This is a genomic window from Alcaligenes faecalis (assembly GCF_041521385.1).
Classification (GTDB): domain Bacteria; phylum Pseudomonadota; class Gammaproteobacteria; order Burkholderiales; family Burkholderiaceae_B; genus Alcaligenes; species Alcaligenes faecalis_E.
Genome location: NZ_CP168006.1, coordinates 630812 through 651867, shown reverse-complemented (window position 1 = coordinate 651867; position 21056 = coordinate 630812). Strand labels below are relative to the sequence as shown.

The following is a 21056-nucleotide window of genomic DNA, read 5'->3' as shown; positions in this document are numbered from 1 at the left end:
CTTGCTTGCTACGCAGGGTAAACAGGGCTTGACGATCAGAGGGAGTTTACTGCCTTATCATCTCAGTGGCCGGGCCGTGGTTTTCATTTGTTTTTTGGCGTGTTTTGCTGTGGGTGCCGGGTGCTGCGGTATCATACGACTCGCGGTGCCAGGCAGATCAAGATGCGCCTGCGCGCCTGTTCAAATTGGTCTTTTCTGAGCTGATTTCTACCCTGTGCGTCTAACCCAGATCAAACTTGCTGGTTTCAAATCCTTTGTGGACCCGACCTCCATTCCAACTCCCAGTCAGTTGGTGGGCGTTGTCGGGCCTAATGGCTGTGGGAAATCGAACATCATCGATGCGGTGCGCTGGGTGCTGGGCGAGAGCAAAGCTTCCGAGCTGCGTGGCGAGTCCATGCAGGACGTGATTTTCAATGGCTCTTCGCAACGCAAACCGGCGGGGCGGGCATCGGTTGAGCTGGTTTTCGATAATTCTGAGGGGCGGGCCTCGGGCCAGTGGAGCACCTATGCCGAGATCTCGGTACGGCGTGTCCTGAGCCGGGACGGAACCAGCAGCTATTTTCTGAATAATCAGGCCGTGCGTCGGCGCGACATTCACGACATTTTTTTAGGCACGGGCCTGGGGGCGCGTGGTTATGCCATCATTGGGCAGGGCATGATCAACCGCCTGATCGAGGCCAAGCCCGAAGAACTGCGCGTGTTTCTGGAAGAGGCGGCAGGTGTATCGCGTTACAAGGAGCGTCGCCGCGAAACAGAAAGCCGCTTGCGCGATACCCGCGAAAACCTGCTGCGTGTGGAGGACATACAAAGAGAACTGGATGCGCAATTGGAGAAATTGCAGGCGCAGGCCGAAGTAGCGCGTCAGTATCGCGATTTGCAGCAAGATGGCGAACTCAAGCAAAACCTGCTGTGGCTGCTGAAAGAGTCCAATGCGCAGGGCGATCAAAAAACCCGTTTCCTGGCGATTGAGCAAGCTCAGACCAAACTGGAAGAATCGATTGCCGGCTTGCGGCATACCGAGTCTGCATTGGAGTCGCAGCGACAAGCGCATTTGCAGGCCGGGGATGCTTTGCATCAGGCGCAAAGCCAGTTATATGAGGCCGGTTCCCAAGTGTCCAGCCTGGAGGCGGAAATCCGCCACGTGCTGGATTCGCGCAGCCGCATGGCGCAGCGCCGTGAGCAACTGGAACAACAGCAACAGGACTGGATTGAACAACAAGAGCATTGCCAGCAAGAACTGGAAAACAGTGAGCAGCAGCGCGAAGAAGCGGCAGTAAAGCTGGAAGAGTTACAGATTCTGCTGGAAGAGGCGCAAGGAGCCTTGCCCGATCTGGAGCAGCGTGTACGTGAACACGCCCAGCGGCGGGACGAAATGCGGATGGCCTTGGCGCGGCTGGAGCAGAACCTGGCCTTGGCTGCGCAATCGCAACGTGATGCCGACCGCCAGATTCAAAGCGTGGAGCAACGTCAGGAACGTTTAAAACAGGAACTGCGTGAACTCAATGCTCCGGACCCGGACAACCTGGAACGCTTGCAGGGCGATTTAAACATGCTGCAAAGCCAGTTGCAGCAAGCCCAGGAACATTTGCAGCACCTGGAAGCCCAGCTTCCTCGACTGGAAGAAGATCGCAGGAAAGCGCAGGAACAAGCCTTGCAAGGCGGGCAGGATATGGCTCGCCTGGAAGCGCGCCATCAGGCCTTGAGTCGTTTGCAGGAAGACGTGGCGCGCAAGGGAACGCTGGAACCCTGGCTGGCCAAGCACGGGCTGGAGAGCATGAAGCGTCTTTGGCAAGGCCTGGACGTGGAAAAGGGCTGGGAAACCGCCCTGGAAGCCGTGCTGCGCGAGCGCATGACGGCTTTGGAGCTGCGTCGTCTGGATATGGCAGCCGCTTTTGCCAGCGATGTACCGCCTGCCCGTTTAAGTTTTTATCAGTTGCCCGACGCGGGGGCGCCGGCCAAGCCTGCCCTGGATTTGCCCTTGCTGAGCTCGGTGCTGCGACAGCAGGAAGGTGGCTTGCGCCGCTTGCTGGACGACTGGTTGCACCAGGTCTATGTTTGCCAAGACTTGAAGCAGGCCCTGAGCCTGCGCGAGCAACTGACCGATCAAATGGCGATTGTGGTGCGTGACGGCCATTTGGTGGACAAGCACAGCATTCGTTTTTATGCGCCGGACTCTGAGCAAGCCGGGATGCTGGCCCGTCAGCAGGAAATTGCTCATCTGGAGCGAGAGCTGCGTGGTGCTCAACTGATTGTGGATGAGCTGGGGCATACCAGTACCCAGGCCGAAATGGCCTTGCAACACGTGCGTAACGGTCTGGTTCCCGCCCGAGCTCGGGTGGGCGAACTGACGGCTCGTATGCATGATGTGCAACTGGAGCACTCCAAGCTGGCTCAGCAAGCGCAGCAATCGCAAGAGCGCGGTAGCCGCATCAACGAAGAGCTGGAAGAACTGGCAGTACAGCGCGAAGAGCTGCAGGCAAACCGCGAGGAATTCGAGGCCCGCTTTGAAACGCTGGACGAAGAACTGGCCGAGCATCAGGGGGTATTTGCCCAAGCGCAGATGGAAGGCGAGAAGGGCGCCGAGCTGGCCGAACAAGCCCGTCGCACTGTCCACGAGCGCGAACGTGCTGTGCACGATGCCCAGTTTGCCGAACGCGCCTTGGTGCAGCGTATGGCCGAACTGGAGCGCAATCTGACCCTGGCACAGGAGCAGGCACAGCGCACAGCAGGTCAGTTGGAGGGACTGCAAGGCGAGTTGCTGGACCTGGATGCATCCGCCGCGCAAGCGGGTTTGCAAGATGCGCTGGAATTGCGTGCTGAACGCGAAGAAGCGGTCCGTTTGGCAAAGATCCAGCTCGATACACTGGCCGCGCAATTGCGCGAGCATGAACAGGCCCGTGTCGAGCACGAAAAGAATCTGGGGCCCTTGCGCGAACAAGTCACCCAGTTACAGTTGCAGGAACAAGCGTCGCGTCTGGCGGTCGAACAGTTTGCTGAACAGTTGGACAGCAGAAAGGTAAATCGCGCTGAACTGTGGAGCTTGTTACAGGAAAAAACACCGGAGTGGCAGCGCGTGGGTTGGTTGCAGTCCGAAGTGCAGCGTATCTCGCGCCAGATCGAAAGCTTGGGGCCGGTGAATCTGGCGGCCCTTGAAGAGCTGACGACCGCGCAGGAACGCAAGACTTATCTGGATGCCCAGCATACAGATTTGAGTGATGCCATTGAAACCCTGGAAGATGCGATTCGCAAGATTGATCGCGAGACGCGTCAGTTGCTCATGGAAACATTCAACATCGTTAATCAGCATTTTGGCGAGCTTTTTCCAAGGCTATTTGGTGGTGGAGAGGCTAAACTGACGATGGTGGGCGATGAAGTGCTGGAAGCTGGGGTGCAGGTCATGGCTCAGCCACCAGGAAAACGCAATAGCACGATTCATTTGCTCTCTGGTGGTGAAAAAGCATTGACGGCGACGGCGCTGGTTTTTGCCTTCTTCAAACTGAATCCTGCCCCTTTTTGTTTGCTGGACGAGGTGGATGCACCACTGGATGATGCAAATACCGAACGCTATGCCAATCTGGTGGCCAGCATGAGCGACCAAACCCAGTTTTTGTTTATTTCTCACAATAAAATTGCCATGCAAATGGCCAAACAACTGATCGGGGTCACGATGCAAGAGCAAGGTGTATCCCGAATTGTGGCAGTGGACGTAGACGCTGCCATGCAAATGAGCAGCGTGTAAGCCTGTTTTTTTTAATCCGCTAGTGTTGATTCGACGGAACTGACAATGAGTGATTTGCAAATCGCACTGATTCTATTGGGCATTTTGCTCATCTTGCTCGTGGTGGTCTTTAACTGGTGGCAAGACCGCCGAGTGCGCCAGCAGATGCAAAGCCAATTTCCAGATGGGGATACGGATCCCTTGATGAACCAGCTCACCGAGCTGGAGCGTCGAGAGCCCAGCATGACGCGCGGCGGTGACTCTACGGCTGCTGCTGGCAGCGAGCACGATGCCGCCGAGGCCGACTGCACCACCGAGGCGGTCATTGACCTTGGTTTCAGCCAGCCGGTGGATGCTCAGGACCTGGCCCAGGCCTTGCAGTCTATCTCGCGTACCGGCGCCAAGCCTGTGCGCTATTTTGCTGAATGTGAGGGGGGCGGGCATCGTGCGCGTTTGCGTTCGGGCGAGTCCTACGCCAGCATGCAGATTGCTGTTTTGCTCGCTAATCGCAGCGGTCCCTTGTCGGCAATCGAGTGGTCTCAGGTCTGGATGGCTGCGCAAGCGTTGGCACAACAATTTGATGGTTCGGTGGAAGGGCCTGAACAGGATGACGTGCTGCGTCGTGCGGCGGCTCTGGACAATACTTGCGCCGATCTGGATGCGTTGGTGGGGGTGTCAGTGCGTTTGCCTGGCCCCATGCCGGCTGCATCCGTGATCCAGATGGTCAAGGATGCTGGTTTTCTGCCCTTTGGCCGGCAACTGGCCTGGCTGGCGGATTCGGGCCAACCCCGTTTCACTGCCATGTTTGATGGCGTCCAACCCAATGAGATCCAGTCGGCCAGTATTGAGCGTATCGACTTGCTGCTGGACTTGCCCAACAGCCCGGCGGACGATCATGCCTTTAGCCGTATGGCAACGGTGGCCCGTGATCTGGCCAGCCGTCTGGACGGTGTCGTGCTGGATGACCAGGGGCGCCCCTTGCCTGAGAGCACCGATCAAAACATTGATGAGCAACTAAGCAATCTGTACGAACGCCTGGAGCAGGCCGGCTTTACGGCAGGCCAGGAACGTACAGGCAGGATTTTTTCGTGAGTTTGAAGCGAGTACAGCAGTTACATGAGGAACTGGCCCAGCATAACTGGGCCTATTACGTTCAGGATGCGCCCAGCATTTCGGACGCACAATACGACGCATTGATGAACGAGCTGCTGGCGCTGGAAGCCGAGCACCCGGAATGGATTACCCCAGACTCACCCACGCAGCGCGTGGGTGCAGCGCCTCTGGATGGCTTTGACACGGTTCAGCACGCGGTTCCCATGCTGTCCCTGGGTAATGCCTTTGATGACGAGGAAGTGCAGGCTTTCGATAAACGTGTCGCCGATACCCTGGTCGACGCGGGTGTGGTCGGGCTGGACCGCCGGGTAGATTATCTGGCCGAGTACAAGTTTGATGGTTTGGCGATCAGCCTGCGCTATGAACAAGGTCTGTTGGTACAGGCATCGACGCGTGGTGATGGCACCACGGGCGAGGACGTCACCAGCAATATTCGTACTATCAAATCCATTCCTTTGCGCTTGCGCGGCGATGCGGCACAATTGCCCGCCGTGCTGGAAGTGCGAGGCGAGGTTCTGATGAATCGGGCAGACTTTGAACGCCTGAACGAGAACCAGACCAAGCGTGGCGAAAAGGTATTTGTGAATCCGCGCAATGCGGCTGCAGGCAGCTTGCGTCAGTTGGACCCCAAAATTACCGCGAAACGGCCCTTGCGCTTTTTTGCCTATGGCTGGGGTGAGGTCAGCCCTCTGCCAGCCGTGAATCAGCCGCAAAGTATCTTGTTTGCAGAGCCTACTGGTGATGCGCTGCCCCGTGATACCCAATCGGGCATGATGGACTGGCTGGAAAGCCTGGGCATGCCCTTGAGCCGCGACCGCAAAGTCGTCAAGGGCGTGCAGGGTCTGCTGGATTTCTATGGTGAAACTCAGCAACGTCGTCCCGGTTTGCCCTTTGAAATTGACGGTGTGGTGTACAAGGTCAACTCCCTGGCCGCGCAACGTGTCCTGGGCTATGTGGCCCGAGCGCCGCGCTTTGCCGTTGCTCATAAATTCCCCGCGCAGGAAGAAATGACGCGTGTGGAAAGCATCGAGTTTCAAGTGGGCCGCACGGGTGTGGTCACGCCAGTTGCGCGTTTGAAGCCGGTCTTTGTGGGCGGTGTCACGGTCACCAATGCTACCTTGCACAACGAAGACGAAGTACGTCGCAAAGATGTACGCGCAGGCGATACCGTTGTTGTTCGTCGTGCCGGTGATGTGATCCCTGAGGTGGTCGCCGTGGTACTGGAGCAGCGCCCTGAAGGCAGTGTGCCTTTCGAGATGGTCAAGGAGTGCCCCGCTTGTCACTCTGCTCTGGAGCGTCTGGAAGGGGAGTCTGCCTGGCGTTGTACGGGTGGTCTGATTTGTCCTGCCCAGCGCAAGCAAACCCTGATTCACGCCGCCAGTCGTAAGGCTCTGGATATTGAGGGGTTAGGTGAAAAACTGGTGGATCAGCTCGTGGAGACAGGGCTGGTCCATACCTTGGCCGACATCTTCAAACTGAAAGTCGAAAAACTGGTGCTGCTCGAGCGCATGGGGCGCAAGTCGGCAGAGAACTTGATCGAGGCGATCGACAAAGTGCGTGAGCCAGCCTTGAATCGCCTGATTTATGCCCTGGGTATTCGTCATGTAGGCGAGACCACGGCACGCGATCTGGCGCAGCATTTTGGCTCCTTGCAGGCTTTGGAGCAGGCGGAGGAAGAGGCGCTGTTGCAAGTCAATGAGGTAGGCCCGGTTGTAGCCGCTTCTGTACGCCACTTCTTTCAGGAGCCGCATAATCGTGAAGCCCTGGATGATTTGCTGGCGGCTGGGGTGACACCTCAACAGGCGCAAGCCCGTGCCAATAACGCTAATTTACCGCTGGCGGGCAAAACGGTCGTCATCACGGGTACCTTACCCAGCATGAGCCGTGACGAAGCTACGCGCCGTGTATTGGAGGCAGGGGGCAAGGCCAGTGGCTCGGTCTCCAAAAAGACCGCTTATGTACTGGCGGGGGCAGAGGCCGGCTCCAAGCTGAGCAAGGCGCAGGAATTAGGCGTGACTATTTTGGACGAAGCCCAGTTTCTGGCTTTATTGGCGGGTGAATAGCACCGAGTGAGAAGTGAAGTCCTGGTGGCTTGCTGCAGGCTTAACTTTGTTGCCAAGGGGCCATGATTGAGCAGGACATTTGACTTAATCGCTGTTTTTAGCTTTTTAGGCGCTGCGTTAAGCACACACGGCTTTTTTAAATGTGTGTTGAATGGTTCTGGTAGTGATTTGGTAGTGATTCGGCAGTGATCTGGGCTGTTAATCACCGCATGAACGACCGTTAGTGAACGATCTTCACGATAAACAAATAGGGCGCCCTTGAGGCGCCCTATTTGTTTTTCTGGAAGGTAGGCCGTTTTATCAAGCAGATAACGCAGCCTTCAACACCATTACTTGATGTTGGCTTCTTTCAGGATTTTCTGTTGGTACTCGGCCAGCTTGCGCTGACGCATCATTTCTTCCAACTGAGGCTTGACTTCAGCCATGGCCGGGAAGGTAACAGGACGAGCATCGTCCACCTGGATGATGTGCCAGCCAAACTGCGACTGTACAGGGGCGGCGCTCAGCTCGCCTTTTTTCATTTTTTCTACAGCCTGAGCGAACTCAGGTACGTAGGTGGAGCTAGGCGCCCAGCCCAGATCGCCGCCTTGCTGGCCGCTACCGGTGTCGATGGAGTCTTTCTTGGCGGCATCCGCAAAGCTGACTTTCTTGGACTTGATCTTGGCCAGCAGGTCTTTGGCAGCGGCTTCGTCCTTGACCAGAATGTGGCGCACCTTGTATTCCTGCTGACCTTCTTCCATCGCCTTGATGGTGTTGTATTCCTTGGTCAGGTCGGCGTCGGTAACCGGGTTCTTTTTCAGGTAATCAGCCATCAAGGCACGGACCAGAATGCTCTGGCGGGCCAGTTCCAGCTCTTGCTGGACCTGATTGGTCTTGTCGATACCGGCTTTTTCTGCGGCTTGCACCACGGCCAGACGGTTGACCATTTCCTGTTTGACTTGCTCACGCAGCTCGGGCGAATCCTTGGCGCCTTGCTCGACCAGAACGGCGACGAACTGATCCAGGTCTTTTTGCGTGAGGTTTTTGCCGTTTACGGTGGCAATCGTCTGTGCATAGACGGGAGCAGCCATAGCGCAGGTCAGGGCAAATGCGGCAATACGTTTCATGAGCATCCTTAAGCGGTGATTTTGGCTTGAATAGCCAAGGCGTGAATCGGGAAAGGCATTAGATCGTGGACGCGATCATACACAAGTCTGTGTCGTGCCAGTGTTGAAATTCCATCAAATTGTTTCGAGGCGATAATCACCCGAAAGTGACTGGCGCCCCCTTGAGCGCCAGCGTGACCAGCATGCAGATGGGATTCATTGATGATGTCCAGTTCCGAGGGTTCCAGTGTCTGGAGCCGTTCGTGAATCAGGGAAGCAAGTGCGTCTGTCATGGCGAAATCAAGATTTTGGGGGAGTGGGGTTGTCGGAAGAGTCTTGCAGGTAGCGGCCCAGCCACAAGGATTGGGCAACGACAAACACCAGCATCAAACCCAGCAGGCCAAAGGCCTTGAAGTTGACCCATTGGGATTCGGTAAAGTGGCCCGAGAAGGCGACGTACAGATTGACCAGGCCCATGGCGACGAAAAAGCTTGCCCAGACCAGGTTTAATTTGTCCCAAACATGGCCGGGCAATACCAGATGGGTACCCATGAATTTTTGCATCAGGTTGCGATGCATCAGATAGCGTCCGCCCAGCAGCACCAGCGCAAAGATCCAGTACAGCACCGTGGGTTTCCAGCGGATGAAGACATCATTGTGGAAAAACAGGGTGGCACCGCCAAAGACCACAATGACGGCCAGATTGATCCAGTGCGAGGTCTCGATTGCCTTGCTGGTGAGTTTTAACCAGAGTATCTGCAATACCGAGGCGGCCATGGCCACGCCGGTTGCCACATAGATGTCGGAGAAGCGAAACGCCAGAAAAAACAGAACGAGCGGGAACAGATCAAATAAAAGCTTCTTCATGCGTCAGGTTCAAAGGTCATGGATAAGGAGTTAATGCAATATCGTAGCCCAGTGGGTGGGGGGCCGTCTTCAAAGACGTGGCCCAAATGAGCATCGCAGACATTGCACAGCACTTCGGTGCGGCGCATGCCGTGGCTGGTATCCAGTTCCTCGCGCACATTGTCCGGGTTCAGGGGGGTGAAGTAGCTGGGCCAGCCGCAACCGGCGTCAAACTTGGTGTCTGAGGCAAACAGGGGGGTGCCGCAGCCCACACAGCGATAAATGCCGGGTGTGGTGGTATCCCAGTAGCGGCCGGTAAAGGCGCGTTCTGTCCCTTTCTGACGCGTGACATAGAATTCTTCGGGGCTGAGTTGGGCGCGCCACTCGGCTTCGGTTTTACGTACTTTTTCCACGTGTGCTGCCTTATGAAAAACAGATCAATGCCTACAAGAGGCGCAGTCCTACATAGTAATCGACAATTAGAGTGCGTTTGGAACAGAGGGTTCCAAAGTGCTGCTTGTCCTGACGGCCCAGTCAAGAAAACAGGGGGGCAGGGCACATACTTAGTGAGCTATCACTTTAGTTAGTGCACTATTTAAACTTTTAATATTTAAGGTAAACACCAATATCTGAAATTCGCGTGACTTGATACGTTTCTGGTATCTGCTGGTGATTATCTGTATTACGATTTTTTTGACCGTGAAGTCGGTCCACAACAACGAACAAATATTGGGAGAAAAGGATGAACTGCATTACTACTGGTCGTCTGACGACATTGGCTGCAGCCCTGGCTTTGAGTCTGCCCGTAGCCGTGTCTGCGCAGATCAAAGTGGGTGTGACGGTGGCAGCGACAGGACCGGCGGCCTCGCTGGGTATTCCCGAGCGCAATACAGTCAGCCTGTTGCCTACTGAAGTGGCCGGCCAGAAAATCGAATACATCGTTCTGGACGATGCCACCGATACCACGGTGGCCGTACGCAATATGCGCAAGCTGATTACGGACGACAAAGTGGATGTGGTGATCGGCACGTCCGTGACACCGGGTTCTTTGGCCATGGTAGACGTTGCGGGCGAAACCAAGACACCCATGATCAGCGTGGCTGCCAACGCCAAGATTGTTGAGCCTGTTGAAGGTGCTCGTACCTGGGTATTCAAAACTCCCCAGAACGACCAGTTGATGGCCGGTGCCTTGGCAGAGGCCATGGTCAAGCAAAACGTCAAGACCCTGGGCTTTATTGGCTATAACGACGCCTACGGCGATGGCTGGCTGAATGTGATTACCGAGGCGGCTCAAGCCAAGGGCATTAAAGTGCTGGGCGCCGAGCGTTATGGCCGTAACGACACCAGTGTGACCGGTCAGGTCCTCAAGCTGCTGGGCACCAAGCCTGACGCCATTTTGATCGCTGGTTCCGGCACGCCGGTGGCCTTGCCTCAGCGTGAACTGAAAGGCCGTGGCTACGCCGGCATCATTTACCAGACACACGGTGCGGCCAACAGCGACGTGCTGCGTGTATGTGGCAAAGACTGTAACGACATGATCTTGCCAGCCGGTCCTTTGCTGGTTGCCGAGCAACTGCCTGACAGCAGCACGGTGAAAAAGACCGCCATGGAGTACAAGGAAAAATACGAAGCCAAGTATGGTGCTGGCTCCATCAACACCTTCGGCGGTCATATGTGGGATGCTGGTTTGCTCGTGACCGAAGCCATTCCAGAAGCCCTGAAGTCCGGTGCCAAACCAGGTACTCCCGAGTTTCGTGCCGCTTTGCGTGACGCTCTGGAGCAGACCAAAGAGCTGGCCGCGTCCCAAGGTGTGTTCAATATGTCTGCCACGGACCACGCAGGTTTGGACAAACGTGCCCACGTGATTGTGAAAGTGGTTGACGGTAAATGGACATATCAGCCTGATCTGTAATATCTGACAGGCAAAAACCGGCTCCCAAGCCGGTTTTTTCCAAGGCGGGTGCCTGAGGACCCTGGTGCCCGTTCCCGCTACAGGCCTGCGTTTGCCGTAAGCCCTTTGCCCTTTTTGTTGTACAGGATGTTGTCCGACATGGATACCACCATTGCTTTGATTTTGTTGCAGGATGGCATATTGAATGGCGCCATCTATGCTTTGCTCGGGCTCGCCCTGGTTCTGGTTTTCCTGGTTACCCGCGTCATTTTTATTCCACAAGGTGAGTTTGTTACCTTTGGCGCCTTGACCTTGGCCTTCGTGGTCAATGGCCGCATGCCGGGAACCGTTATTTTGTTATTGATCGCCGGTGCTCTGGTGTTCTTGCTGGAGCTGCTCTCTGCTTTGCGCAGCCGCAGCCTGGCAGGTATGCCACGCAAGTTTCTGGTCAATATCGTGATTCCCGTCGCGGTTTATTTTGCCGCTCCAGCCATTGTCAGCTCGGAGCTGCCTTTGTGGGTGGCCGTGCTCTTCTCGCTGGCGGTTGTGATTCCTCTAGGCCCTATGGTCTATCGCCTGGTCTACCAACCTATCGCCGAAGCCAGTGTGTTGGTGCTGCTGATTACCTCGGTCGCCGTGCACTTTGCGCTGACGGGTTTGGGTCTGGTGTTCTTCGGTCCGGAAGGCTGGCGTACGCCTCCCTTCATGGAAGGGGAAGTGTCCCTGGGCGCAGTAAGCTGGTCCGCACAGACCTTCTTTGTGATGGGCGCTTGCGTGCTGCTGATTCTGGCCTTGTGGGGCTTTTTCGGTAAGACCCTGTATGGTCGCGCCTTGCGTGCAACAGCGGTGAACCGTCGTGGTGCCCGTCTGGTGGGTATCAGCACCAATATGTCCGGTTCTCTGACCTTCACCCTGGCGGCAGCGATTGGCGCCTTGTCCGGCATGCTGATCGCTCCTGTGACGACCATCTACTACGACACCGGCTTTTTGATCGGCTTGAAAGGGTTTGTGGCGGCGATTTTCGGTGGTTTGATCAGTTACCCCGTCACGCTGCTGGGCGCCTTGTTCCTGGGGGTTCTGGAAGCGTTTTCCTCTTTCTGGGCCAGTGCCTACAAAGAAGTTATTGTATTTACCATGGTGATACCGGTGTTGTTGTGGCGCTCCTTCGGTAGCAAGCACGTGGATGATGAGGAGTAAATCACATGAGACACTGGCTGACGCTATTGTTTATTGCGGTTCTATTGGTTTTGCCGCAGTTGGGCGCAACGCCCGAATTCTGGATTACCCAGCTTAACTATATTGGCCTGACCAGTCTGGTTGTTCTGGGTCTGGTGCTGTTGACTGGCGTGGGTGGTTTGACTTCGTTTGGTCAGGCTGCATTTGTGGGCCTGGGTGCCTACACCACGGCGTACCTGACGGCTCGCCTGGGCTGGTCGCCCTGGTTCAATCTGTTGATTGGTATCGCCATTACCATGATGGTGGCCTACATTCTGGGTGCGATCACACTACGCTTGTCGGGTCACTTCCTGCCCCTGTGTACCTTGGCCTGGGGGCTGGCCTTGTACTACCTGTTCGGCAACCTGGAGTTCCTGGGGCAGTACGATGGTATTTCCGGTATTGCTCCTTTGGAGTTCTTCGGTATGTCTCTGTCCTCGGGCCGGGATATTTACTACCTGATCTGGGCCTTTGCCTTGCTGGCCATGTGGGGGACACGCAATTTGCTGAACTCCCGTCCAGGACGTGCCATTCGCGCTCTGAAACACGGCAGTGGCATGGCTGAGTCCTTTGGCGTGAACATGGCCAATTACAAGGTCATCGTGTTTGTTTACGCTGCCTTGCTGGCTTGCGTGTCGGGCTGGTTGTACGCCCACTACCAACGCGCGGTCTCTCCCAGCCCATTTGGTCTGAACTACGGTATTGAATACCTGTTCATGGCCGTGCTGGGTGGGGCAGGCAGTGTGTGGGGTGCTGTGTTGGGTTCGGCTCTGGTGCTGAGCCTGAAAGACCAGTTGCAGAACTGGTTGCCCAAGTTGCTCAATACCGACATCAACTTCGAGCTGATCGTTTTCGGTATCTTGATGGTGCTGATTCTGCAATACGCTCGCGACGGTCTGTGGCCCATTTTGCACAAGGCTTGGGAACAGGTCTTCGGTGCACAGAAGCGCAAACAGGCGGCTCCTGCGCAAGCCGAGGCCCTGCCTCAGCGCGAGCGTCCCCAGGCCGGTTCGCTGGTTCTGGAAGTGAACAAGATCCGTAAGGAGTTCGGTGGTCTGGTGGCCGTGAACGACATCAGTTTCACCTTGAATGCAGGTCAGATCATGGGCCTGATCGGTCCTAACGGCGCGGGCAAGAGCACGACCTTCAACCTGATTACGGGCGTGCTGTCGGCCACCAGCGGTCAAGTCAGCTTTCTGGGTCAACGGATTGATGGCAAACCTGCACGCGAGATTTCTCGTCTGGGCGTGGGCCGTACCTTCCAGCACGTACAGTTGCTGCCTACGATGACGGTTCTGGAAAACGTGGCGTTGGGCGCGCACTTGCGTCGCAATGTCGGTGTGGTGTCCGCCGTCCTGCATACCGAGCGTCGTAGCGAAGCCGAGCTGTTGCACGAAGCGGCTGTTCAACTGCAGCGCGTGGGCCTGGGTGATTACCTGTACGAAGAAGCCGGCAATCTGGCTCTGGGTCAGCAGCGTATTCTGGAAATTGCCCGTGCGCTGGCTTCCGATCCGCTGCTCTTGCTGCTGGACGAGCCGGCGGCTGGCTTGCGCTACAAGGAAAAGCAGGAGCTGGCCAAGGTGCTGGATCAGTTGCGTAGCGAAGGCATGAGCATTTTGCTGGTTGAGCATGACATGGACTTTGTCATGAATTTGACGGACAAGCTGGTTGTCATGGATTTTGGCACCAAGTTGGCCGAAGGTTTGCCCAAGGAAATTCAGGAAAATCCAGCCGTGCTGGAAGCCTACCTGGGTGGTATTGATGACGACCTGGATCTGGATCCGGTCAATGAGCCCGCCTCGGCAGGAGCAGCGTTATGAGTTCGGCACAATCGAAAGACATCATCCTGAAAGTAGACAATCTGGCCGCTCAGTACGGCAAAGTCACCGCCGTGACGGGAGCCAGCCTGGACGTTCGGGCGGGCAGCATTGTAACGGTGATCGGCGCCAACGGCGCAGGCAAGTCCACTTTGCTCAATTCCATGATGGGCTCTTTGCCCAGCGTGGGCCGCAGCACAGGCTCGGTGCAGTACGAAGGGCAGGAGATCAGTCACTGGGAAGTGGAGCGTCGCGTGGCGGCCGGTATTTCCCTGGTGCCAGAACGCCGCGAGCTGTTTGGCAGCATGACGGTGGAAGATAATCTGCTGCTGGGCGGTTTCCGCCTGTATCGTGCCCGCCACCCCGGTTGGCGCGACACCATGGACAAGGTCTATACCTTGTTTCCACGCTTGAAAGAGCGTCGTACGCAGTTGGCAGGGACCTTGTCAGGTGGGGAGCGGCAGATGCTGGCCGTAGGCCGTGCCTTGATGGCGCAACCCAAAGTGCTGATGCTCGATGAACCCAGTCTGGGTCTGGCGCCGCGTGTGGTGCGGGAGATCTTCATGATCATCGCCCGACTGCGCAGTACCGGTGTGGCTATCTTGCTGGTCGAGCAAAATGCACGCGCCGCTTTACAAGTGGCTGATTACGGTTATGTGCTGGAGACGGGGGATGTGGTGCTGCAAGGGCCCGCGTCTGACCTGGCTCATAATCCCCGAGTGATAGAAAGCTATCTGGGCTTGGGGCAGGGCAAACGCGAGCAGGAAGAGGCGACGGCTTAGAAGCGGTAGCCGACCCCGATGGTGGCAACCACGGGGTCCAGCTTGGCTTTGCCAATGGACTGACCGTTCAGTTTCACGTCTGGGCGGATGCTGATGTAGCGTACATCGGCATTCAGGAACCAGTTCTTGTCCAGTTTGTAATCTACGCCGACCTGGGCGGCAAAACCCCAACTGTTTTTCAGCTTCAGGTCGGAACCCGCCAGAGCACCGCGCGATTCGGTATCGAAGAACATGGTGTAGTTCACGCCTACGCCCACATAGGGTTGGAAGTCGCTGTCAGGCAGGAAATGGTATTGCAGACTCAGGGTTGGGGGCAGGTGCTTGGTCTTGCCGATACGGCCCAGGTTGCTGTCGATATTGTGTTGGAAGGGGAAAGCGCCCAGCAGTTCAATACCGATATTGCGTGTCGCCATGTAAGTCAGCGAGAAGCTGGGGCGGGCATTATTACCGACGTCCAAATCCACGGTGCCATTGGCAACCGAACCGTTATTGGATTTTGGAGAGACCCAGGTCACACCACCTTTAAGCAAGAAATCGCCCGCTTCGTGTGTTTGGCCTTGAGGCGCGTACAAAACAGCAGCCAGTCCTACCGCGAGCAAGGACAGGTGTAGACCGGGAAACAAGTGGCGGGCTTTCATAGTGACTCCGTAGGGGGGGTGTAAAGTCTACAGAGTGCATGAGGGCTGGGCCCGCAGATTTGATCCAAAGCAAGCTTCAGAGGTAGTTGGCCGCCTGACCTTGTTGTAGATCAAGTAAGCAGACTTCATGCCGGGTGAATTTCGGCACTATGTCTGTTTTTTGCATCACCTGGTAACAGTCCGGAAATGGAAAACCTTGGAGCTTGTCCGGGTATTTCAGAGCGGTTTCGTCGTCTTCGGAAAGTCGGCTTATGTGGATCCTGCGCCTGCCGACAAGGACAGGCAGGGGGAGCAAGCAGATTTGGCACTTGAAGAGTCACAAAGCCTCATACATTCAAGAGTGCGTGCAGAGCCTCGTATTTATGGCTTAATTCACGACGATCGAATCGCTCGATAATTTGCCCTTGTTCCAGTACATGAAACTGATCGCTAAATTCTGCCGAGAACGGCGTGCATTGCTCGGCCAGCACAATGGTGTAGCCCTCATTGCGCAGCGTGCAGATCAATTTGCTTAGTGTCTGGGCCTGCACTGGGGCCAGGCCCTCGGATACCTTGTCCAGAAGCAGCAGATTCACACCCGTGCGCAGCAAGCGTGCAATGGCCAGTATTTTTTGCTCGCCAGTGGAGAGCTGGGTGGCCATGTGGTGACGCCGTTGCTCCAGGCTGGGTAAAAGCTCATAGATCTGCACCAGCGACATACCGCCACCCAGGGCGGTGCCTATGGCGGGTGGCAGCAGGAGGTTTTCCTCGCAGCTCAGACCGGTAAAAATGCTTTGTTCGTAAGGGCTGTAGCCCACCCCCAGGTCTGCTAGCTGGTGTTGGTTCAGGTGTATGGTTTCAGTACCTTGAATACGGATGGAACCGCGGCGGCTATCCGTCAAACCCACGATGGCGCGTAGCATGGCGCTGCGGCCGGCCCGGTTGCGGCTCAGCACGGTGCAGATCTCGCCCGCAGCAACCTGCAAATTCAATCCACGCAAGAGCGGAAACTCTCGTTGCCAAGCGTACAGATTCTCAATATCCAGGGCAGCCCGTGTCATGAGAATACTCCTTGTCGTAAGGCGTCAATATGGGCCTGTACGTTGGCTGGTCGGCGCAGGCACCCGTTACGCGTCCTTTACCACTGACTGCGGTGCTTCCGCCGCCAGCAAACTTGAGGCAGAGTCCTTCATGCGTTTCAGTATGGAAGCGCCGACCAAGCAAGACTATGCGGGTTTGTCATAGGATGGTTCGGTTTAATGCACTGTTTAGTAAACAAATGTTGTTAAACCGGGTATGTGTTACTTAAGTGTTAACGGTTTTCGGTTTGAAGTCGCACAAATCTGAAATTCCACACTGGGGGCACTTGGGTTTGCGGGCGACACAGATGTAGCGACCATGCAAAATCAGCCAGTGGTGAGCGTCCAGCAAAAAGGGCTTGGGGATCACTTTCTCCAGCTTCTTTTCCACTTCAACCACGTTTTTGCCTGGGGCAATGCCGGTGCGATTGGCAACGCGGAAAATATGGGTATCCACGGCAATGGTGGGCAGGCCAAAAGCGGTGTTCAAAACCACGTTGGCAGTTTTGCGTCCTACCCCTGGAAGGGCCTCCAGTGCTGCGCGGTCACAGGGGACCTGGCCTTGATGCTGTTCCAGCAAAATACGACAGGTCTTGATGACGTTGGCCGCTTTGGTCTTGTACAGGCCAATGGTCTTGATGGCTTCTCGCAGACCCTCCTCACCCATGGCCAGAATCCCTTCCGGCGTGCCATGTTCCGGGAAGAAACGGGCGGTAGCCAGATTCACGGAACGGTCTGTGGCCTGGGCCGACAGGATCACTGCAATCAGCAGTTGAAAGGTATCGGCGTATTCCAGTTCGGTCGTGGGCTTGGGGTTGGCGGCCTGAAAACGGCTGAAAATCTCGTGGCGCTTGGCAGCGTTCATGGCGTGGTTTCGCTTGTAGTCTTGCTGGCGCGTCGCGCACGGGCGCGGGCCAGGGCAGAGGCAATGGATGCCTCGCGTTTATCGGCCTGATCGGCCGAGTTGGCCAGGACGGGTTTATTCGCCAGGGTACGGGCAGCCAGATCCGAGCTTTCCTGGTGTCGGGCCAGCAGGCGGTCGCGGCGTTGTTCTGTGTCCAGGCGAGCCTGTATGGCCTGCTCGCCGCTCCACTCATCGGTAGGGATCATGCTGATGCAGTCCACCGGACAGGGCGGCACGCAGAGCTCGCAGCCAGTGCAGCGGTCGGCCAGTACGGTGTGCATCAGCTTGTTGGCACCAATAATGGCATCCACCGGACAGGCCTGGATACAGAGCGTGCAACCAATACAGTGTTCTTCAATGATTACTGCGCGGCTGGGGCCGGTAAATTCCCCACAGGACGGGTCCAGGGGCAGGGCCTCACGACCCAGCAGTTCGGCCAGGGCCTGGACGCCTTGCTGACCGCCGGGCGGGCAGCGGTTGATCGCCTCGCCTTCAAGCGCAATGGCTTGGGCGTAGGGCAGACAGGCATCGTAACCACAGCGGGTGCACTGGGTTTGAGGGAGCAGGGCGTCAATGCGCCGTATGAGGGTGTCGGACATGAATGCAAAAACGGGGCCATCTGGCCCCGTCAGAAACGGCGTAAGCCAAATATCAGTTGTGCTGACGGATGAAGTCCCTGATTTTAGGACAGATCAGCGTGCGCCAGCGGCTTCCGGAGAAAATCCCGTAATGGCCACAGTTGGGCGCGGTGAATTGCTGCTTGAGCTCAGGGGCGATTTTTGAGCACAGTCCTTGAGCCGAGTGGGTCTGACCCTGGCCGGAGATATCGTCCAGTTCGCCCTCAATGGTAAACAAGGCCACGCCATCAATATCCTGGGGGCGGACTTGTTTGCCATGCACGTGCCATTGGCCTTTGGGCAGGCGGTGTTCCTGGAACACAATGCGAATGGTGTCCAGATAGAACTCGGCAGGCATGTCCAGCACGGCATTGTATTCGTCGTAGAAGCGGCGATGTGCTTGGGCGTCGTCATCATCACCCTTGATCAGGTGCTGATAAAAGTCGTAGTGCGAGCTGACGTGACGATCCGGATTCATGGCTACAAAACCAGCATGCTGCAAAAAGCCGGGGTACACACGACGGTGAGCACCGGGGTATTTGGTTGGCACGCGATGAATCAGATTGTTCTCAAACCAGGAGTAGGACTTGGTGGTGGCCAGACGGTTCACCTCGGTAGGCGATTGACGGGTGTCGATGGGGCCACCCATCATGATCATGCTGCGCGGCATCACGGCCGAGCGACGGCTTGCCATCAGCGATACGGCAGCCAATACTGGCACCGTGGGCTGGCAAACCGACATGACGTGCACTTTTGGGCCCAGCACCTGGATGAATTCCTGCACATACAGGACATAGTCGTCCAGATGGAAGGGGCCAGCCGAGCGGGGCACCATGCGGGCATCAATCCAGTCGGTGACATAAACCGAGTGATCGGGCAGCAGCGCACGTACGGTTTCACGCAGCAAGGTGGCGTGGTGGCCGGACAGGGGGGCGACTAGCAAGATCGTGGGGTCCTGATCGGCTTTGGGATGATCACGCTTGAAGTGGATCAGCCTACAGAAAGGTTTGCTCAGGTGTTCGACCTCCTGTACAGCGACGGTCTGGCCGTCAATCTGGGTTTCGCCAAGCCCCCAGGCCGGCTTTTCGTAATCCTTGCCGATACGGTGTACCAGTTCAGAGGCCGCCGCCAGTTGGCGCGACAGGGGGGTATAGGCCAGTGGACTGTAGGGGTTGGAGAACCATTGAGAGCTGGTGCCGGTAAAGGCAGCCAGCGGGGCCAGAAAGGACCGCTGAAGTTCGTGCAGATCGTAAAGCATAGAGTGCGCCTTGGTGTTGCCTGATTTGATATACAGAGGAATGTATAGGCTTATTTCCTTGTGGGAAACAATACGATGTTTGCTGTTCCTCTGGTCTTGGGATTTTCCCTTGCTGCGATGCGGCAGGTTTTTTTATCAAAAGGCGAGATTGGGCGCAAGAGTGGCTGGGTAGAATCGCAGCCACTGGGTCGGGCCTGTATAGAGTGAGCTAAGGACTTAGCGCTCCAGATACTGTAGTTTGTTCTCCACACCGTTCCAGTCGTCCGCCTCTTCCAGCGGTTTCTTGGAGCGGTTGATGCTGCCAAAGACAGGGGTCAGTTCAGCATTCAGTTCGATGAAGTGAACTTGATCCTGCGGTACATCTTCTTCAGCAAAAATGGCATTGGCCGGGCATTCGGGAATACAGACGGCGCAGTCAATGCACTCGTCCGGGTCAATCACCAGAAAGTTCGGGCCTTCACGAAAACAGTCGACGGGGCACACATCCACACAATCGGTGAATTTGCACTTGATACAGTTTTCGGTGACGACGTGGGTCATTTCAGTAACACTCCTGCGGTATCGCTAAGGCGGTCAGTCACGGCAAAGGGCCGTGGAGGGGGTGCGCGACAACGCACAGGGCCTGAACGATAGAAATGGGATTTAAATCGAATCTTTCGATTTTAACGAATATTCAGCATCTTGCTTATTGAGATGGCGCAATAGCTCACTTGCTAGATAGCGGTACGCAAGAACTGACGCCCGTGCTATGGTTGCGCAATCAAAATCGGTAGGTTTGTGATGATCATTACCTCTTTACTTGATACAGACCTGTACAAGTTTTCCATGATGCAGGTTGTCTTGCATCATTTCCCGGCTGCGCACGTGGAGTATCGCTATAAATGCCGCACTCCCAATATTAATTTAAGCCAGTATCTGGACGAGATCCGGGCGGAAATTCATGCGCTGTGCCAGTTGCGTTTTTCAGACGCCGAACTGGATTATCTGCGCAGCCTGCGTTTTATCAAAAGCGATTTCGTCGATTTTCTGGGCCTGTTTCATCTGCCCGAGCGTTGTATCCAGGTGCAGGCCGGGGCTGTACCCGGCGAGATCGAAATTTCGGTCCAAGGCCCCTGGCTGCACACGATTCTGTTCGAGATCCCGGTGCTGGCCATTGTGAACGAGGTCTACTTTCGCAATGAATGTCCACAGCCACAATGGGCGGAAGGACGCGAGCGTCTGCAGTCCAAGATGCGTCTGGTGGTGGATGATCCGGCCCTGAGCGACTTCCGTGTGGCGGATTACGGCACGCGCCGCCGCTTTTCCAAGCAGTGGCACGAAGAAGTGGTCACCACCATGATCGAGCAGATGAAGCCACACTTTGCGGGCACCAGCAACGTCTGGCTGGCCATGAAGTATGGGGTGACGCCGCTGGGCACCATGGGTCACGAATACTTGCAGGCTTGTCAGGCCTTGGGTCCTCGTTTGCGTGATTCGCAGATTTTTGCCCTGGAAGTATGGGCTAAGGAATATCGCGGTGATCTGGGCATTGCCTTGTCGGATGTTTACGGCATGGATGCCTTTCTGCGCGACTTTGATATGTACTTTTGCAAGCTGTTTGACGGTGCTCGTCACGACTCGGGCGATCCTTTCATCTGGGGCGAACGCTTGCTGGCGCACTATCAGGCCAACCGTACCGATCCGCGTACCAAGACTTTGGTGTTCTCTGATGGCTTGACTATTCCCAAGGCCATAGAGCTGGCCTTGCGTTTTGCCGGCCGCTGCAAGGTGTCCTTCGGGATTGGCACCAACCTGACCAATGACCTGGGCCATGAGCCCTTGCAGATCGTCATGAAGATGGTGCGTTGCAATGGGCAGCCCGTTGCAAAAGTGTCCGATGCTCCGGAAAAGACCATGTGTGATGATCCGGCGTATCTGGCGTATTTGCGGCAGGTTTTTCAGTTGCCGCCGGCGTAAGAGCCGGGTATTTCTTTCTGGATTACCTTGCTGCTTGAGCCAAGTGGTAGTCAGGGGCCAAGGGTGCTGTAGTCAGTGAAGCGCGTGATTTCAGG

Annotated in this window: 19 protein-coding genes; 9 read left to right on the top strand and 10 right to left on the bottom strand. The window is 56.2% G+C overall.

Translation table 11 applies throughout. The features are described 5' to 3' along the window. The first annotated feature begins 214 nt into the window (after positions 1-214). Genes smc through ligA form a run of 3 tightly spaced genes read left to right on the top strand, consistent with a single transcriptional unit; the run spans position 215 to position 6894 of the window. Entirely contained in the window at positions 215-3739 is a 3525-nt protein-coding gene (smc, locus tag ACDI13_RS03050) for a chromosome segregation protein SMC (protein WP_316988826.1), read from the top strand. A 45-nt stretch (positions 3740-3784) separates the two neighbouring features. After that, positions 3785-4810, top strand: a complete 1026-nt coding sequence (locus tag ACDI13_RS03045; protein WP_316988827.1) for a cell division protein ZipA C-terminal FtsZ-binding domain-containing protein — start codon at positions 3785-3787, stop codon at positions 4808-4810. Continuing rightward, positions 4807-6894 carry an NAD-dependent DNA ligase LigA gene (gene ligA, locus ACDI13_RS03040; RefSeq protein ID WP_316988828.1) on the top strand — a complete coding sequence of 696 codons (2088 nt, stop codon included), beginning with the start codon at positions 4807-4809 and terminating at the stop codon, positions 6892-6894. The genes ACDI13_RS03045 and ligA overlap by 4 nt, the downstream gene beginning before the upstream one ends. A 329-nt stretch (positions 6895-7223) precedes the next feature. Here the strand turns inward: ligA and ACDI13_RS03035 are convergent, their stop codons facing one another. Genes ACDI13_RS03035 through msrB form a run of 4 tightly spaced genes read right to left on the bottom strand, consistent with a single transcriptional unit; the run spans position 7224 to position 9238 of the window. Further along, positions 7224-8000, bottom strand: coding sequence for a peptidylprolyl isomerase (locus ACDI13_RS03035; protein ID WP_045930241.1), 777 nt, complete (start codon positions 7998-8000; stop codon positions 7224-7226). 8 nt (positions 8001-8008) lie between these two features. Further along, positions 8009-8272 (bottom strand): BolA family protein, encoded by a 264-nt coding sequence (locus ACDI13_RS03030; protein ID WP_316988829.1) that lies wholly within the window; start codon positions 8270-8272, stop codon positions 8009-8011. A gap of 7 nt (positions 8273-8279) precedes the next feature. Further along, positions 8280-8846, bottom strand: coding sequence for a septation protein A (locus tag ACDI13_RS03025; protein WP_316988830.1), 567 nt, complete (start codon positions 8844-8846; stop codon positions 8280-8282). Then, positions 8843-9238 (bottom strand): peptide-methionine (R)-S-oxide reductase MsrB, encoded by a 396-nt coding sequence (gene msrB, locus ACDI13_RS03020; RefSeq protein WP_094197335.1) that lies wholly within the window; start codon positions 9236-9238, stop codon positions 8843-8845. The genes ACDI13_RS03025 and msrB overlap by 4 nt, the downstream gene beginning before the upstream one ends. Positions 9239-9567: 329 nt before the next feature. Here msrB and ACDI13_RS03015 point away from each other — a divergent pair, with 329 nt between their 5' ends. The 4 genes from ACDI13_RS03015 to ACDI13_RS03000 all read left to right on the top strand — a co-directional run bounded on the left by ACDI13_RS03015 (position 9568) and on the right by ACDI13_RS03000 (position 14530). Beyond that, positions 9568-10737, top strand: coding sequence for an ABC transporter substrate-binding protein (locus tag ACDI13_RS03015; RefSeq protein ID WP_316988831.1), 1170 nt, complete (start codon positions 9568-9570; stop codon positions 10735-10737). A gap of 138 nt (positions 10738-10875) precedes the next feature. Beyond that, positions 10876-11913: a branched-chain amino acid ABC transporter permease gene (locus ACDI13_RS03010; protein ID WP_316988832.1), complete on the top strand. Its 1038-nt coding sequence runs from the start codon at positions 10876-10878 to the stop codon at positions 11911-11913. 5 nt (positions 11914-11918) lie between these two features. Continuing rightward, positions 11919-13751: a branched-chain amino acid ABC transporter ATP-binding protein/permease gene (locus tag ACDI13_RS03005; RefSeq protein WP_316988739.1), complete on the top strand. Its 1833-nt coding sequence runs from the start codon at positions 11919-11921 to the stop codon at positions 13749-13751. Beyond that, positions 13748-14530, top strand: coding sequence for an ABC transporter ATP-binding protein (locus ACDI13_RS03000; RefSeq protein WP_316988740.1), 783 nt, complete (start codon positions 13748-13750; stop codon positions 14528-14530). Before ACDI13_RS03005 ends, ACDI13_RS03000 begins: the two co-directional genes overlap by 4 nt. Here the strand turns inward: ACDI13_RS03000 and ACDI13_RS02995 are convergent. Beyond that, on the bottom strand, positions 14527-15168 hold the full coding sequence (locus ACDI13_RS02995; protein WP_316988741.1) for an OmpW family protein: 642 nt from the start codon (positions 15166-15168) through the stop codon (positions 14527-14529). The genes ACDI13_RS03000 and ACDI13_RS02995 overlap by 4 nt on opposite strands. 326 nt (positions 15169-15494) lie before the next feature. Beyond that, complete coding sequence (locus ACDI13_RS02990) at positions 15495-16208, bottom strand: ATP-binding cassette domain-containing protein (protein ID WP_316988742.1); 714 nt, start codon at positions 16206-16208, stop codon at positions 15495-15497. On the opposite strand from ACDI13_RS02990, the gene ACDI13_RS02985 reads away from it, so the two are divergent. Next, entirely contained in the window at positions 16207-16392 is a 186-nt protein-coding gene (locus ACDI13_RS02985; RefSeq protein ID WP_316988743.1) for a hypothetical protein, read from the top strand. The genes ACDI13_RS02990 and ACDI13_RS02985 overlap by 2 nt on opposite strands. A gap of 60 nt (positions 16393-16452) precedes the next feature. Here the strand turns inward: ACDI13_RS02985 and nth are convergent, their stop codons facing one another. From nth to fdxA, 4 genes are all read right to left on the bottom strand, one after another. Further along, positions 16453-17091 carry an endonuclease III gene (gene nth / locus ACDI13_RS02980; protein WP_063693033.1) on the bottom strand — a complete coding sequence of 213 codons (639 nt, stop codon included), beginning with the start codon at positions 17089-17091 and terminating at the stop codon, positions 16453-16455. Further along, positions 17088-17729 (bottom strand): RnfABCDGE type electron transport complex subunit B, encoded by a 642-nt coding sequence (locus ACDI13_RS02975; protein WP_316988744.1) that lies wholly within the window; start codon positions 17727-17729, stop codon positions 17088-17090. The genes nth and ACDI13_RS02975 overlap by 4 nt, the downstream gene beginning before the upstream one ends. 52 nt (positions 17730-17781) lie before the next feature. Continuing rightward, positions 17782-19005 carry a polyhydroxyalkanoate depolymerase gene (locus tag ACDI13_RS02970; RefSeq protein WP_316988745.1) on the bottom strand — a complete coding sequence of 408 codons (1224 nt, stop codon included), beginning with the start codon at positions 19003-19005 and terminating at the stop codon, positions 17782-17784. A gap of 216 nt (positions 19006-19221) precedes the next feature. Beyond that, positions 19222-19545: a ferredoxin FdxA gene (gene fdxA / locus ACDI13_RS02965; RefSeq protein ID WP_316988746.1), complete on the bottom strand. Its 324-nt coding sequence runs from the start codon at positions 19543-19545 to the stop codon at positions 19222-19224. A 240-nt stretch (positions 19546-19785) separates the two neighbouring features. Between fdxA and pncB the strand changes: the two genes are divergently transcribed. Further along, a complete protein-coding gene (pncB, locus tag ACDI13_RS02960) occupies positions 19786-20961 on the top strand; it encodes a nicotinate phosphoribosyltransferase (protein ID WP_094197325.1) in 1176 nt (391 codons plus the stop codon). Positions 20962-21056 lie beyond the last annotated feature (95 nt).

Bases quoted from the DNA above. Each gene is read 5' to 3' on its own strand.
- ACDI13_RS03045 (WP_316988827.1), top strand. From the start codon at position 3,785: ATGAGTGATTTGCAAATCGCACTGATTCTATTGGGCATTTTGCTCATC.
- ACDI13_RS03035 (WP_045930241.1), bottom strand. From the start codon at position 8,000: ATGAAACGTATTGCCGCATTTGCCCTGACCTGCGCTATGGCTGCTCCC.
- ACDI13_RS03030 (WP_316988829.1), bottom strand. From the start codon at position 8,272: ATGACAGACGCACTTGCTTCCCTGATTCACGAACGGCTCCAGACACTG.
- ACDI13_RS03025 (WP_316988830.1), bottom strand. From the start codon at position 8,846: ATGAAGAAGCTTTTATTTGATCTGTTCCCGCTCGTTCTGTTTTTTCTG.
- ACDI13_RS03015 (WP_316988831.1), top strand. From the start codon at position 9,568: ATGAACTGCATTACTACTGGTCGTCTGACGACATTGGCTGCAGCCCTG.
- ACDI13_RS03010 (WP_316988832.1), top strand. From the start codon at position 10,876: ATGGATACCACCATTGCTTTGATTTTGTTGCAGGATGGCATATTGAAT.
- ACDI13_RS03005 (WP_316988739.1), top strand. From the start codon at position 11,919: ATGAGACACTGGCTGACGCTATTGTTTATTGCGGTTCTATTGGTTTTG.
- ACDI13_RS03000 (WP_316988740.1), top strand. From the start codon at position 13,748: ATGAGTTCGGCACAATCGAAAGACATCATCCTGAAAGTAGACAATCTG.
- ACDI13_RS02995 (WP_316988741.1), bottom strand. From the start codon at position 15,168: ATGAAAGCCCGCCACTTGTTTCCCGGTCTACACCTGTCCTTGCTCGCG.
- ACDI13_RS02985 (WP_316988743.1), top strand. From the start codon at position 16,207: ATGAGAATACTCCTTGTCGTAAGGCGTCAATATGGGCCTGTACGTTGG.
- ACDI13_RS02990 (WP_316988742.1), bottom strand. From the start codon at position 16,208: ATGACACGGGCTGCCCTGGATATTGAGAATCTGTACGCTTGGCAACGA.
- nth (WP_063693033.1), bottom strand. From the start codon at position 17,091: ATGAACGCTGCCAAGCGCCACGAGATTTTCAGCCGTTTTCAGGCCGCC.
- ACDI13_RS02975 (WP_316988744.1), bottom strand. From the start codon at position 17,729: ATGTCCGACACCCTCATACGGCGCATTGACGCCCTGCTCCCTCAAACC.
- ACDI13_RS02970 (WP_316988745.1), bottom strand. From the start codon at position 19,005: ATGCTTTACGATCTGCACGAACTTCAGCGGTCCTTTCTGGCCCCGCTG.
- fdxA (WP_316988746.1), bottom strand. From the start codon at position 19,545: ATGACCCACGTCGTCACCGAAAACTGTATCAAGTGCAAATTCACCGAT.
- pncB (WP_094197325.1), top strand. From the start codon at position 19,786: ATGATCATTACCTCTTTACTTGATACAGACCTGTACAAGTTTTCCATG.